This window comes from Bradyrhizobium sp. USDA 223 (assembly GCF_044909005.1).
In the GTDB taxonomy this organism is placed as follows: domain Bacteria; phylum Pseudomonadota; class Alphaproteobacteria; order Rhizobiales; family Xanthobacteraceae; genus Bradyrhizobium; species Bradyrhizobium yuanmingense.
In genome coordinates this window covers 5,007,390-5,020,077 of sequence record NZ_JBIYDR010000001.1, presented here as the reverse complement: position 1 = coordinate 5,020,077, position 12,688 = coordinate 5,007,390, and the positions used below count along the sequence as shown (strand labels likewise).

The following is a 12,688-nucleotide window of genomic DNA, read 5'->3' as shown; positions in this document are numbered from 1 at the left end:
GCCCTGCCGGCCTATCGGCTCAAATCAGAACTTCACCTGCGGCACGGTCTCGACCTCGGTGCGGCTGGCGCCGAGATCGAAGAAGTCCTTTTTGGTGAAGCCGAACATGCCGGCGAACAGAGCTGCGGGCAGCTGCTGGATGCCGGTATTGTATTCCTGCACCGCGTTGTTGAAGAAGCGGCGGCTCGCCGCGATCTTGTTTTCGAGGTCGGAGAGCTCGGAGGCGAGCTGCTGGAAATTGGCGTTGGCCTTGAGGTCGGGATAGGCCTCCGACAGCGCGATCAGCCGGCCGAGCGCGCCGGAGAGCTGGGTCTCGGCCGCGGACACCTGCGCCGGGCCCTGCGCCGACATCGCCGAATTGCGCGCCTTGATGACGTCGTCGAGCGTGCCGCGCTCGTGCGAGGCGTAGCCTTTCACCGTCTCGACCAGGTTCGGGATCAGGTCGTGACGCTGCTTGAGCTGCACGTCGATGTCGGCAAAGGCCTGGCCGACACGCTGGCTCAGCGCCACCAGGCGGTTGTAGGCGCTGAAAGCGATCAGCGCGAGGACGACGATGACGCCGAGGACGATCCAGCCGGTCGACATGGAGAACTCCTGAAGAGGGAAGAAGGCGGGCGCTAGGGTAGACGAAATTAACGCAGGATGAGAGCCCGGCGCGGAGGGAAGGTAAGACTTGGTCGGATCAGGAACGGCCCGAGTTCAAGGCAGGCACGGCCAGCGAAATTAACTTTCGGACATGACGGCATCGCCCCAGCGCCAGCGCCGGGCCTCGGCATAGGCCACCTTGTCCCGCCGCGGGACTTTTGCCGGCGCGACCCCGGCCTCCGTGCAAAGCTTGGCCGTGATCTCGGCCTTGCCGACGTCCGGCGGTGCCAGCACGCGCGCGGCGCGGCTCGCGGGCGGCGTGCGGGTCAGGGCGACGTAGATGAAGCGCTCGTCCTCGAACGGCACCTCGGCGCCTTTGATCTGCCGGTGCGCCTGCGAGCGCGGCAGGCGCTGGCTGAAATGGCACCAGTCGGGCGCGATGAGCGGGCACGGCCTTTCGTGCGGGCAGGGCGCGGTGACGAAAGCGCCAGCTGCGATCAGCTGCTGCCGCACGGCGAGGATGCGGGCATAGCCGGCGGGCGTGCCGGGCTCGATCACCACCAGCGCGTGGCGCGCTTTGGCCCACATCGCCTCGGTCAGCTTGCGCTGATCGGCCTCGCTGAGCTCGCCGATGATGTAGCTGGCGATGACGAGATCGGCCTGTGAGACCTCGGCGAGGTTGCCGCCGGCATCGCCGGGCAGATAACGGCACTCCGCCAATCGCGAGCTGCCGTGTGCCAGTTCGAGCGCGAGCCGGCTCAGCGTGGTGTTGGCATCGAGCAGGGTAAAATCCTGTAGCGACGGAAAGGCTTCCGCGGCGGCCCAGCTTGCCGTGCCCGGGCCGGCGCCGACGTCGAGCAATGTTTCGGGGGCGAGATCAGGCGCGATCTCGGTGAGCGCATTGAGGCTGGCCGCCACCGCCGCGTAGGTCGCGGGCATGCGCGCCAGCGCATAAGCGAGCGCATCGGCGTCCGACTTGATCGTGCTGGAGGTGCCGCCGGCGCGATACGTAGTCGAGATCTTCTGCGAGCGCTGGGCTGCGTCGCTGCGGGACAAGCCCTGCAGCTTGCCGTCGAGGGCGGCTTTCAGTTCGGCGGGAAGGGTGGGGGAGATCATCAGCAACCCCACGTCATTCCGGGGCTCGCGAAGCGAGAACCCGGAATCCATTTATCCGCAGCGTCGGTCGCACCATGGATTCCGGGTTCGATGCTGCGCATCGCCCCGGAATGACGGTCCAAGATCACGCCACGTTCTGGTCGAGAATGTCCACGGCCTCGGCGAGGCTCACCGACACCAGCTGCGAGACGCCGCGCTCGGCCATGGTGACGCCGAACAGCCGGTTCATCCGCGCCATCGTGATCGGGTTGTGCGTGATGATGATGAAGCGCGTGTCGGTGGAGCCGGTCATCTCGTGCAAGAGGTTGCAGTACCGTTCGACGTTGTGGTCGTCGAGCGGCGCGTCGACTTCGTCCAGCACGCAGATCGGCGACGGGTTGGTGAGGAACACCGCGAAGATCAGTGCCATCGCGGTCAGCGCCTGCTCGCCGCCCGAGAGCAACGACAGCGTCTGCGGCTTCTTGCCCGGCGGCTTGGCGATGATTTCGAGGCCAGCTTCCAAGGGGTCGTCGCTCTCGATCAGGTGCAGCGCGGCCTCGCCGCCGCCGAACAGCTCGACGAACAAGCGCTTGAAGTGGTCGTTGACGACGTCGAACGAGGTCAGCAGCCGCTCGCGGGCCTCCTTGTTGAGGCTCTGGATACCCTGGCGCAGCCGCTTGATCGCCTCGACCAGGTCGTCGCGCTCGGTGACGAGGCCGGTGTGCTGGGTCTCGACCTCGCGCAGTTCTTCCTCGGCGCGCAGATTGACGGCGCCGAGGCGTTCGCGGTCGCGGCGCATCTTCTCGAGGTCTTCCTCGATCTCGTGCAGCGGCGGCAGCTCGGCGCCGGGCTCGAGCTCGGCAAGGCCGGCGACGGCCTGCGGCTCGACCTCGAGCATGTCGCGGATCTCGCGCTCGATGTCCTCGAGCCGGCGGCGGGCGCCTTCCATGCGCTCCTCAGCGCGGGCGGTGGCCTCGCGGGCGCTGGAGAGCGCCTCGAGCGTCAGCTTGGCGACACGGTCGGTCTCGGCCATTGCGGTTTCCGCGGTGGCAAGTGCGTCGGCGGCCATGCGGCGGTCGTTCTCGGCGTATTCGATCTCGGTGATCAGCGCGCTGCGCTTTTCGGCAAATACGGCCGGGGCGTTTTCGAGCTCGCTGCGCTCGATCGTGAGCTCGGCGATGCGGGCCTGGATGGTGTCGATATGGGAGGCCGCGCTCTCCTTGCGGTTCTGCCACTCGGTGCGTTCGGCGAGGATCGCCTGCACGCGGCGATCGGCGAGCTCGGCCTCACGTGCCAGCGCCTGCGCCTCGGCGCGGACCTGGGCGGCCATGCGGCGGCGGCCTTCGATGTCGCTGCGGACGGCGGCGAGCTGGGTCTCGGTGTCTTCGCTCGACGGCAGCTCGCCGATGCCGGCCTGGGCGTATTCGTAGGCGGCCTCGGCTTCGGCGCGATCGGCGGCGAGCCGGCTGTGCGCTTCCGACAGCGTCGCCTTGCGCGCGGCATGGCGGCTGATCTCGCGCTCGGCATTGGCGTGGCGCTCGCGCGCGACGTTCAGCTCGCGCTGCGCGGCGCGCCAGGCCTCGCGGCTGGCGCCTTCGGTGCTCGCCGCCATCTGCAGCTCGGACTCGGCGTTCTCCAGCGCCTGACGCTTGATCTGCGCGTCGATGCGGGCCTGCTCCAGCTCGTTCTCGATGTCGACGAGGCGGGCACGCTCGGCCAGGCGCCGCGCGGCGCCGGTCGGGGCATGCGCTGCGGCAACAAAACCGTCCCAGCGCCAGACGTCGCCCTCGGGCGAGACCAGCCGCTGGCCGGTCTTGAGCTGCGACACCAGCTCGGCGCCGCGCTCGTGCGGGACGACACCGATCTGCACGAGGCGACGCGCCAGCTCGGCCGGCGCCTGCACATGGTTGGAGAGCGGAACGGCGCCCTCGGGCAGCTCCGGATCGCCCTCGGTGTATCCGACATTGGTCCAGCGCATCGGCGCCGACGGATCGATCGGTGCATCGAGATCGTCGCCGAGTGCTGCGCCGATCGCCTTTTCAAAGCCCTTGTCGACGGTGATGCCGTCGATGATCGGCGGCCCACAGATTCTTGGTCTCGCCGTTGACGATCTTCGAGATCGTGCGCGCCTCGGTCTCGAGCCGCTGCACGCGCTTGTCGGCCTCGACCAGTGGCGAGCGCGAGGATTCCAGCGTCTGGCGTGCCGCGACATGCGCCGCTTCGCTCGCCTGCGCCGCAGCTTCGGAGGCGGCCAGCGTCTCTTCCGCGGTCTCGACCAGCGCGGTCAGCTCGTCGAGATCGCCGAAGCCGCCGGTATCGGCGGCAAGCTTCTGCTCTTCCGCCGTGACGTTCGCAATCTCCTGATCGAGCCGGGCGAGCTTGTCGCGATGGGTGCGGACGTTGGCCTCTAACTGATTGCGCTTAGCGGTGAGGTCGGCGAGCGCGGTGGTGAGCTCGGCGAAGCGCTGCTCGGTCTCGGTCAGCACCGCCTCGGCCTCGGCGACGCGCTCGTCGACGCCGGAGCGCTTCTCGACGCGCGACTTGATCTCTTCCTTCAGCTCGGCATCTTCGGCGTCGAGCCGCTGCAGCGCGACGTCGGCGTCCATGGTCTGCTGCTGGGCGCGCGAAATGTCGCCCTCGAACTGGGCGAGGCGGCGCTCGAGCTCGGCGACGCGCTCCTTGGCGCGCTCTTCCTCGCGGTCGAGCTGCTCGCGGGCATTGGTCAGGCGTTGCAGGCCGGCCGCGGCGCGCGCTTCAGCATCGCGCAGCGCCGGCATCTCGGCGGCGCGGATCGCCTGGATGCGGGCGGCTTCGGCCTGGTGCTGAGTGCGCTCGGCCATCTCGCGCACGGCGAGATCGTGGGTCTGGCCGGATTCGTTGACGTCGGCATGGGCACCGACCCAGCGCAGGTGGAACAGCGTGGCTTCGGCCTTGCGGACCTTGGCGGCGACCTCGCGATAGCGCACGGCCTGGCGAGCCTGCTTCTTCAGGCCTTCCATCTGGCCGGAGAGCTGGCCGATCACATCCTCGACGCGGGTGAGGTTGGTTTCGGCCGCCTTCAGCCGCAGCTCGGCCTCGTGACGGCGGGCATGCAGGCCGGCAACGCCCGCGGCATCTTCCAGCACGCGGCGGCGCTGCTCGGGCTTGGCCTGGATGATCTCGCCGATCTTGCCCTGGTGGACGAGGGCGGGCGAGCGCGCGCCGGTGGCGGCGTCCGCGAACAGGATCTGCACGTCGCGGGCGCGCACGTCGCGGCCGTTGATGCGGTAGACCGAGCCCGCCTCGCGCTCGATGCGGCGGGAGATTTCGAGAATCTGGCTGTCGTTCATCGCCGCCGGCGCGGTGCGATCGGCATTGTCGATCGTCATCGTCACTTCGGCATGGTTGCGCGCCGGACGATTGCCGGAGCCGGCGAAGATCACCGCATCCATGTCGGCCGCGCGCAAGCTCTTGTAGGAGGTCTCGCCCATCGCCCAGCGCAGCGCCTCGACGAGATTCGACTTGCCGCAGCCGTTGGGGCCGACCACGCCGGTCAGGCCGGGCTCGATGACGAAGTCCGTGGGCTCAACGAAGGACTTGAAGCCGTGAAGGCGCAGGCGGGTGATTTTCATAAGCACGCATCTCTGTTGGCAGGCACGAATCCCCCTGCCGGGACAATACCATGGAAGGCAATGTCGCTGTCTGGGTGAGTCGCGCGAGGCGCCTCATGCGGCTGGACAATGGCCGCGGTGCGCCGCGAGGGCAACCGGCGAAAGCCTCTTTTCCCAAGGGATTTATGCCGGGAAAGATACGGCTTTCGAGATGCGAATCAGGATCTTGACGAGCGAATCAGCTCTTCAGCAGCGGGTTGATCTTCTTGGCGAACTCCTCGAACGAGGTGTCGCCCTTGATCTTCTCGCCGTTGATGAAGAAGGTCGGCGTCGAATCCACCTTGAGCACGTCGCTGGCATATTTCTGGTCGGCGGCAATCTTGTCGAGCAGCGCCTGGTCCTTCAGGCAGGCCTCGACCTGCTGCTGGGTGAGGCCGGCCTGCTTGCCGATCCGCGTCAGGGTCTCGGTGGTGTTCTTCATCACCCAGTCGTTCTGCTGGCGAAACAGCATGTCGGTGACCGCGAAGTATTTCGGCGCGTCGTCCTTGGCAATGCAACGCGACAGCATCGAGCCGGCGGCGGCTTTGATGTCGAGCGGGAACTCGCGGAAGACGTAACGCACCTTGCCGGTGTCGATGTATTCCGTCTTGATCTTCGGGAACACCTGCTCGTTGAAGGCGGCGCAGTGCGGGCAGGTCATCGAGGCATATTCGGTGATGGTGACGGCGGCGTCCTTCGGGCCGAGCGCCATGTCGGGCAGCGACACCGGCTTGGCCACGTCGGCGGCCGACTGAGCCATCGCTTCCGTGATGAACCGCAGCGGCGAGAGCCCGGCGAACGCGGCAAGCCCGGTCAGCGACAGCATCGTGGTGAAGGCGCGGCGGGTAATGATCAAGGTCGGCTCCCGGGATTGGCAAGGTTCGCCCAAAGGACGGTCAAGGTTTCCTGCTCGGACGGCCTGTCGCTAGCTTGAAACGTCGTTTGAGGCAATGGCGGGCGCTACGGACAGGTCCAGTTTGGCCGCGGAATGAGGCTCAATTTCGCTTGATGGCGGCCCCGAGGCGCGCCAGCGCGGTCTTCAGTTCTTCATCCTCGATGTCGGTCAGGTTCTCCGCCACCTTGGCGACGGCCTTGGGGTCGGGCGGGCCGGGCCGCTTCCGGGCCTGCGGCCGCGACAGGGGCGCCTGGCGGAAGGCCAGCTTGCCGACCGCGCTCCAGCCGAAGAAGCGGTTGACCCGCTCCAGGATCACGTCGGCCGAATGCTGGATCTCCAGCGCCATCGGCCCCTCGACCCGCAGCACCAGGGTTGCCGGCTCCTGCGGCTGACCCTCGACCGGCCGTGGCCATTGCATCTTGAGCGGCTCGGCATGGGCCGCGATCTCCGGCCCCGCGATCTGCGCCCACCGCGTCACCAACTCGCGCGCCGCAAAGCCCTGCTTGGCATAGGCCTCGGCAAAGACGTCGTCGAGCAGGATCCCGAGCGGTTTGGCGCTGACGGGGCCGGGCTTGAAGATGGGGCCGGATTTGGACATGAGGCCTTATAGCACTTCGAACGCCGGGCCACAGACCCCCCGGGCCCGTCATGGCCGGGCTTGTCCCGCCTGCGCGGCCGAAGCCGCTTCGGCGAGGTGGAGGCCCGGCCATCCACGTTCTTCCTGCGAAGAAAGACGTGGATGCCCGCGACAAGCGCGGGCATGACGTGGAGAGGCCAGTGCATTGCCGCTACAGTGAGGAATGAGCCCCAGATCCGCACGCAAGCCGAAGCCGGAACCTTCTCAACCGGAGACCTCATCGCGCCCGCTCGCGCTCCTGCAATGGTACGACCGCCACCGGCGCCGACTGCCTTGGCGCGCCGCGCCGGGCGAGGCGTCCGATCCTTACCGCGTCTGGCTCTCCGAGATCATGCTCCAGCAGACCACCGTGAAGGCGGTCGGCCCCTATTTCGAAAAATTCGTCGCGCGCTGGCCTGATGTCACGGCGCTGGGGCGAGCCTCGCAGGACGACGTGCTGCGGATGTGGGCCGGGCTCGGCTATTACTCGCGCGCACGCAACCTCCATGCCTGCGCGGTTGCGGTGACGGGCGAGCATGGCGGCGTGTTTCCGGATACCGAGGAGGGGCTGCGCGCGCTGCCGGGGATCGGGCCCTACACGGCGGCGGCGATTGCGGCGATCGCGTTCGACCGCCGCACCATGCCGGTCGACGGCAATATCGAGCGCGTGGTGTCGCGGCTGTTCGCGGTCGAGGAGGAGCTGCCGCAAGCCAAGCCGCTCATCCAGCAACTGGCCGCGACGCTGCTGGCGGAGTCTCGCGCCGGCGACAGCGCGCAGGCGCTGATGGATCTCGGCGCCTCGATCTGCACGCCGAAGAAGCCGGCCTGCTCGCTGTGTCCGCTGAACGAGGACTGCACGGCACGCGCGCAGGGCACCCAGGAGACGTTCCCGCGCAAGGCACCGAAGAAGAGCGGGACGCTCAGGCGCGGCGCCGCCTTCGTGGTCACGCGCGGCGACGAGCTGCTCGTCCGCTCGAGGCCCGAAAAGGGGTTGCTCGGCGGCATGACGGAGGTGCCGTGCTCGGACTGGCTCGCCGGCCAGGACGATGCAACGGCGAAGCAGCAGGCGCCGCAGCTCAAGGGGCTGTCGCGCTGGCAGCGCAAGGTGGGCGTCGTCACCCACGTCTTCACGCATTTTCCGCTCGAGCTGGTGGTCTACACGGCCAAGGCCGAGGCCCGGGTCCGCGCGCCCGAGGGCATGCGTTGGGTACCGATCGCGACTCTGGCAGATGAGGCGCTGCCCAACGTCATGCGCAAGATCATCGCGCATGGATTGGATCTCTAGCATCCATCCTGCTGACAGCAGGCTGTCAGCAGTCTTGCGCTAACAGGGGGCAAAGGAGATCTCGCATGGTCAAGACCGCGCTCGATAACTTCCCAAGGCCCCCATGCGCCGAGCTGCTCGGCTGGCGCCTGCTCGATGCCCGTCCGGAGGAGGGCTGGATCAAGCTTGGCTTCGACGGCAAGCCGGAGTTCTGCAACCCCGCGGGCTTCATCCAGGGCGGCATGCTCTCGGCCATGCTCGACGACACCATGGGTCCGGCGGTGCTGGTGATGAGCGAGGGCCGGCTCTACACCACCACGATCAGCATGACCGTGAATTTTTTAGCACCCGCAAAGCCGGGCCCGATCACCGGCGAAGCCAACGTCACGCAGCTCGGCAAGACCATCGCTTTCGTCGAAGCCAAGCTGATGGCGGAGGACGGCACCGTGCTGGCGACGGCAAGCGCCAGCGAGCGATTGTTGGAGGCGGCGAGGGTGGTGAAGTGAGCGGGCACTGGTCTCTCGCTCCCTCGCCCCGTTCTTACGGGGAGAGGGTGGGGTGAGGGGCCTCTCTCAACACGGGAGATCCACGAGAGACCTGTACCCCCTCACCCGGATTGCATCTTCGATGCAATCCGACCTCTCCCCGCAAGCGGGGAGAGGTGAAGAGGAATGCGCCGCGCGAGTTGATTGATCAGACCCTCAAGCGCTCGCGCGGGCGTCCTTGCTCACGATCGGCGGCTTCGCATTCAGCGCCTCGACCTGGAATCCCGCAACGCGCTTGTAGTTGGCGGCGATGTCTTCCAGTTCCTGCTGCGATAGGACATCGGTGACGACCTTGTAGCCATCCGGCGCGCGCTCCTCGACCAGCTGCATCACCTGCTCGGGGCCGTTCTTGCGGTTGAGCAGGACGAGGTCGGTGGTCGCGGGCCGCCGCTCGGCTTCATAGGCGAGCAGTGCCGCCTGCGTCGGACCGTGCGCCAGGATCTCGCGGGTGATGACGCGCGCGTCGAGGATCGCCTGCGAGGCGCCGTTCGAGCCGATCGGGTACATCGGATGCGCGGCATCGCCCATCAGCGTGACGCGGCCGAAGGTCCATTGCGACACCGGATCGCGGTCGACCAGCGGATATTCGTAAGCGTGCGGGCAGTTCCTGATCAGGGCGGGCACGTCGAGCCAGTCGAACGTCCAGCTCTCGAACCAGGGCAGGAACTCCTCCAGCCGCGCGGTGCGGTTATAGTCCTCGCGACGCCACTGATAGGTCGGCGGCATGTGGCGCTCCGCGACCCAGTTGATGAGGTGGTTGCCGTTTGCATCCGGTTCTTTCGAGATCGGATAGCAGACGAATTTCAGGATCTCGTGGCCGGCCATGATCATGCTGCGGCCGGTGAGGAAGGCTTTGGCCGGCGTGACGCCGCGCCAGAGGATGCGGCCGTTCCAGATCGGCGGGCCTTCGTTCGGATAGAGCTTTTCTCGCGCGGCGGAATGGATGCCGTCGGCGGCGATCAGGATCGCGCCCTCGTAGGTGCCGGCGGCCTTGCCGATCGCCCTGTCGACGAAGTCGGCGCGCACGCCGCCCGCCGTCTCGGTCCAGCCGGTCAGATGATGGCTGGTGAGGATGTTGTCGCGGCCGAGCCGCTCGAGCGCGGTGTCGAGCAGGATCTGCTGGAGGGTGCCGCGATGGATCGAGAATTGCGGCCATTTGTAGCCGGCCTCCAGGCCGCGCGGCTCGCTCCAGATCGGCTTGCCGTGCTTGGAGAAATAGGCGAGCTCGCGCGTCCGCACGCCGCTGGCGTCCAGCTTGTCCAGCAGGCCGAGCTCGATCAGTTCGCGCACCGCATGCGGCAGCACGTTGATGCCGACCCCGAGCGGCTTCAGTTCCGCGACGCTCTCGAACACTTTCACGGGAACGCCGATCTGATGCAGGCTGAGCGCAAGCGTCAGTCCGCCGATGCCGCCACCGGCGATGAGTACCGTCATGAGAAAACCCCTCCGATGGAGGCGTCTTGGCACAGCCGGGCGGCCGTGGGCAACTGCGAACAGGCCGCCTATGGACGGCGCGGCGGAGGACCGTTAACCTCCGGTTTTCCCCATGAGGTCCGACATGCTCAAGCTCTACTACGCCACCGGCACCTGCGCGCTTGCCACCTACATCACCCTGGAAGAGGCCGGCGCCGAGTACACGGCTGAGCGGCTGAGCTTCAAGGACAACCAGCAGAACAGCCCGGACTATCTTGCCATCAACCCGAAGGGCCGGGTGCCGGCGCTGGTGACCGACCGCGGCGTCCTGACCGAGACGCCGGCGATGCTGGCCTATCTCGCGCAAACCTTCCCCAAGGCGAAGCTCGCGCCGCTCGACGATCCCTTCGACTTCGCGCAGGTGCAGTCGTTCAACTCCTATCTCTGCTCGACCGTGCACATCAACCACGCCCACAAGATGCGCGGCGCGCGCTGGGCGACGGAGGAGAACTCGTTCGCCGACATGAAGGCGATGGTGCCGAAGACCATGGGCGCCTGCTTCAAGCTGATCGAGCAGAAGATGTTTCGGGGACCCTGGGTGATGGGCGATCAGTACACGATCTGCGATCCCTATCTCTATACGCTCTCGACCTGGCTCGAAGGCGACAGCGTCGACATCAATGCGACGCCGAAGATCGCCGATCACTTCAAGCGCATGTCCGATCGCCCCGCGGTGAGCAAGGTGATGGTGGCGCAGAAGGCGTAACAACGCGACGATTCTTGTAGGGTGGGCAAAGGCGCAGAGCGCCGTGCCCACCATCTTTCCAAGATTGCAACAAAGGTGGTGGGCACGCTTCGCTTTGCCCACCCTACGAGAGCTGGCGCCTGGCTTGCTCCAGCTCCCGCCCCGTCTCCAGCATCAGCCGCCGCAGCCAGATCGAGCCGGGGTCCATCTGCGCGCGTGTCGGATGGAACATGAACTGCTCGTCGATCCCGGGATCGAACGGCGGCGTCACCGCGACGATGCCGAGCTGCTTCGACAGCGCGGCGATCAGCCGGCGCGGCACGAAGGCGACGAGATCGGTGCGCGCGGCGACGTGCAAGGCTTCGAGATAGCCCGGCACGACCAGCGAGACATGTCGCTCGACGCCTTTGCTGCGCAGCCAGGTGTCGATGAGATCCTCAGGCTGGCCGCGGATGATCACGCCGACATGGCGGGCGGCGAGGAACGCCTCGCGCCGCTTCAGCCTCGCTCCCACAGGATGGCCGCGCCGCACCGCCAGCGCGTCGCTGTCGGTGTAGAGCAACTGGCGATGAAACCCCTTGAAGGCGTTGCCGATCGAGATCACGAGATCGATGGTGCGGGCGAACTCGGCGTGGAAGATCGCAGGTCCCCGCCACGGCACCACGTCGATGCGGACGTTGGGGGCAAGGCGCGTCACTTTCGCCATCAAGGGCGGCATCAACAGCTCGACCGCGAGATCCGGCATCATCAGGCGGAACTGCCGCTCGCTGCGCGCGGCATCGAAGTCATCGGGCACGAACAGCCCGCGGACCTGGTCGAGCGCCTGCGCCAGCGGCGCACGCAGGGCCAGCGCCCGCGGCGTCAGCTCCATCCGTACGCCCGTGCGCACCAGCAGCGGGTCACCGAAGATGTCGCGCAGGCGCTGCAAGGCGTGGCTCGTGGCCGGCTGTGACAGGCCGATCCTCAGGGCCGCGCGGCTGACATTGGCTTCGCGGAGCAATGCGTCGAGCGCGGTCAACAGGTTAAGGTCGAGCGAATTCAAATTCATGGGGTGAATAGATATCATATTTCATATCGATTTGAAGAATGACGTTGGGCCGGCGATGATCTCGGCGTTGTCACCACAAGGAGATGCCGACATGAACGCGAGCGCCAACAAGAAACTGCTGCAGGATATCTTTGCTGCGGCCGCCAATCCCGATCCGGCCGCGCGCGACCGCGCCCTGTTCAGCGCAAGTCTCGCCGACGACGCCAAATGGGTCGTCACGGGGCAATATTCCTGGTCGCGCACCTTTGCCGGCAAGGAGGCGATCCTCAAAGATCTCCACGGCTATGTCCGCACGCGCCTGCGCGACCGTACGCGAACCATCGCCCATCGCTTCATCGCCGATGGCGACATCGTGGTGGTGGAAGCCAAGGGCGATAACGTCACGCCCGAGGGCGTGCGTTATGACAACGACTATTGCCTGGTCTTTCGTCTGGAGGACGGCAAGATCAAGGAGATTCGCGAGTACTGCGACTCCATGCTGACCGAGAAGGCGCTCGGCCCGTTTCCGCAAGCCCCCGCGAGGGCCGCGGGCTAACGGCTTGGACGAGGTCGTGTCCACCGGCCGCTCCTGTTCGTCACGGCCCGCGATATTTGTGCGGGCCTGTCGGACGCTGCTGGAACTCATGCAGACTCGGCGCGAGCGGTCTCGGGTCCGCTATCAGCTCGCGGCCATGACCGAACGCGAGCTTCAGGATTTCGGGGTGTCCTGGAGCGAGATCGAGCACGAGCTCAGAAAGCCGGTTCGGCAGAAATGAACGGAGCGGACCCCGATGTCTCGCCCCTCGCGGTGCCAGGCCGGCGGAACTATTGCGTGCCGCCGGCGTTCCCTCGGTTGCCGGGCGCGCCGCGCCCG

The 12,688-nt window shown here is 67.0% G+C and carries 11 protein-coding genes and 1 pseudogene; 5 read left to right on the top strand and 7 right to left on the bottom strand.

Going from position 1 to position 12,688, the window contains the following annotated elements; translation table 11 throughout:
- Positions 1-24 precede the first annotated feature (24 nt).
- From ABIA40_RS23355 to ABIA40_RS23335, 5 genes and pseudogenes are all read right to left on the bottom strand, one after another.
- Positions 25-585, bottom strand: coding sequence for a LemA family protein (locus ABIA40_RS23355; protein WP_036037187.1), 561 nt, complete (start codon positions 583-585; stop codon positions 25-27).
- Between the two features lie 138 nt (positions 586-723).
- On the bottom strand, positions 724-1,701 hold the full coding sequence (locus ABIA40_RS23350; protein ID WP_271538298.1) for a small ribosomal subunit Rsm22 family protein: 978 nt from the start codon (positions 1,699-1,701) through the stop codon (positions 724-726).
- A 124-nt stretch (positions 1,702-1,825) separates the two neighbouring features.
- A pseudogene (gene smc, locus ABIA40_RS23345) lies at positions 1,826-5,291 on the bottom strand (chromosome segregation protein SMC).
- Positions 5,292-5,508: 217 nt separating this feature from the next.
- Positions 5,509-6,165, bottom strand: a complete 657-nt coding sequence (locus ABIA40_RS23340) for a DsbA family protein (RefSeq protein ID WP_404543389.1) — start codon at positions 6,163-6,165, stop codon at positions 5,509-5,511.
- Between the two features lie 139 nt (positions 6,166-6,304).
- A complete protein-coding gene (locus ABIA40_RS23335; protein WP_128263036.1) occupies positions 6,305-6,802 on the bottom strand; it encodes a DUF721 domain-containing protein in 498 nt (165 codons plus the stop codon).
- 202 nt (positions 6,803-7,004) lie between these two features.
- Here ABIA40_RS23335 and mutY point away from each other — a divergent pair, with 202 nt between their 5' ends.
- Positions 7,005-8,105 carry an A/G-specific adenine glycosylase gene (gene mutY / locus ABIA40_RS23330; RefSeq protein ID WP_404543387.1) on the top strand — a complete coding sequence of 367 codons (1,101 nt, stop codon included), beginning with the start codon at positions 7,005-7,007 and terminating at the stop codon, positions 8,103-8,105.
- A 65-nt stretch (positions 8,106-8,170) separates the two neighbouring features.
- Positions 8,171-8,590, top strand: a complete 420-nt coding sequence (locus tag ABIA40_RS23325; RefSeq protein WP_404543386.1) for a PaaI family thioesterase — start codon at positions 8,171-8,173, stop codon at positions 8,588-8,590.
- Positions 8,591-8,785: 195 nt separating this feature from the next.
- On the opposite strand, the gene ABIA40_RS23320 is transcribed toward ABIA40_RS23325, so the two are convergent.
- Positions 8,786-10,063, bottom strand: coding sequence for a flavin-dependent oxidoreductase (locus tag ABIA40_RS23320; RefSeq protein WP_404543384.1), 1,278 nt, complete (start codon positions 10,061-10,063; stop codon positions 8,786-8,788).
- A gap of 124 nt (positions 10,064-10,187) precedes the next feature.
- Between ABIA40_RS23320 and ABIA40_RS23315 the strand changes: the two genes are divergently transcribed.
- Entirely contained in the window at positions 10,188-10,808 is a 621-nt protein-coding gene (locus ABIA40_RS23315) for a glutathione S-transferase family protein (protein ID WP_404543383.1), read from the top strand.
- A 103-nt stretch (positions 10,809-10,911) separates the two neighbouring features.
- On the opposite strand, the gene ABIA40_RS23310 is transcribed toward ABIA40_RS23315, so the two are convergent.
- Positions 10,912-11,835 (bottom strand): LysR family transcriptional regulator, encoded by a 924-nt coding sequence (locus ABIA40_RS23310; protein WP_404543381.1) that lies wholly within the window; start codon positions 11,833-11,835, stop codon positions 10,912-10,914.
- Positions 11,836-11,926: 91 nt separating this feature from the next.
- Here ABIA40_RS23310 and ABIA40_RS23305 point away from each other — a divergent pair, with 91 nt between their 5' ends.
- Positions 11,927-12,370, top strand: a complete 444-nt coding sequence (locus ABIA40_RS23305; protein ID WP_198400037.1) for a nuclear transport factor 2 family protein — start codon at positions 11,927-11,929, stop codon at positions 12,368-12,370.
- A 4-nt stretch (positions 12,371-12,374) separates the two neighbouring features.
- Positions 12,375-12,590: a DUF1127 domain-containing protein gene (locus ABIA40_RS23300; RefSeq protein WP_404543379.1), complete on the top strand. Its 216-nt coding sequence runs from the start codon at positions 12,375-12,377 to the stop codon at positions 12,588-12,590.
- Positions 12,591-12,688: the final 98 nt, after the last annotated feature.

What these genes read in the sequence shown, in the direction of transcription:
- ABIA40_RS23355 (WP_036037187.1), bottom strand. Translation starts at nt 585, where the DNA reads ATGTCGACCGGCTGGATCGTCCTCGGCGTCATCGTCGTCCTCGCGCTG.
- ABIA40_RS23350 (WP_271538298.1), bottom strand. Translation starts at nt 1,701, where the DNA reads ATGATCTCCCCCACCCTTCCCGCCGAACTGAAAGCCGCCCTCGACGGC.
- ABIA40_RS23335 (WP_128263036.1), bottom strand. Translation starts at nt 6,802, where the DNA reads ATGTCCAAATCCGGCCCCATCTTCAAGCCCGGCCCCGTCAGCGCCAAA.
- mutY (WP_404543387.1), top strand. Translation starts at nt 7,005, where the DNA reads ATGAGCCCCAGATCCGCACGCAAGCCGAAGCCGGAACCTTCTCAACCG.
- ABIA40_RS23325 (WP_404543386.1), top strand. Translation starts at nt 8,171, where the DNA reads ATGGTCAAGACCGCGCTCGATAACTTCCCAAGGCCCCCATGCGCCGAG.
- ABIA40_RS23320 (WP_404543384.1), bottom strand. Translation starts at nt 10,063, where the DNA reads ATGACGGTACTCATCGCCGGTGGCGGCATCGGCGGACTGACGCTTGCG.
- ABIA40_RS23315 (WP_404543383.1), top strand. Translation starts at nt 10,188, where the DNA reads ATGCTCAAGCTCTACTACGCCACCGGCACCTGCGCGCTTGCCACCTAC.
- ABIA40_RS23310 (WP_404543381.1), bottom strand. Translation starts at nt 11,835, where the DNA reads ATGAATTTGAATTCGCTCGACCTTAACCTGTTGACCGCGCTCGACGCA.
- ABIA40_RS23305 (WP_198400037.1), top strand. Translation starts at nt 11,927, where the DNA reads ATGAACGCGAGCGCCAACAAGAAACTGCTGCAGGATATCTTTGCTGCG.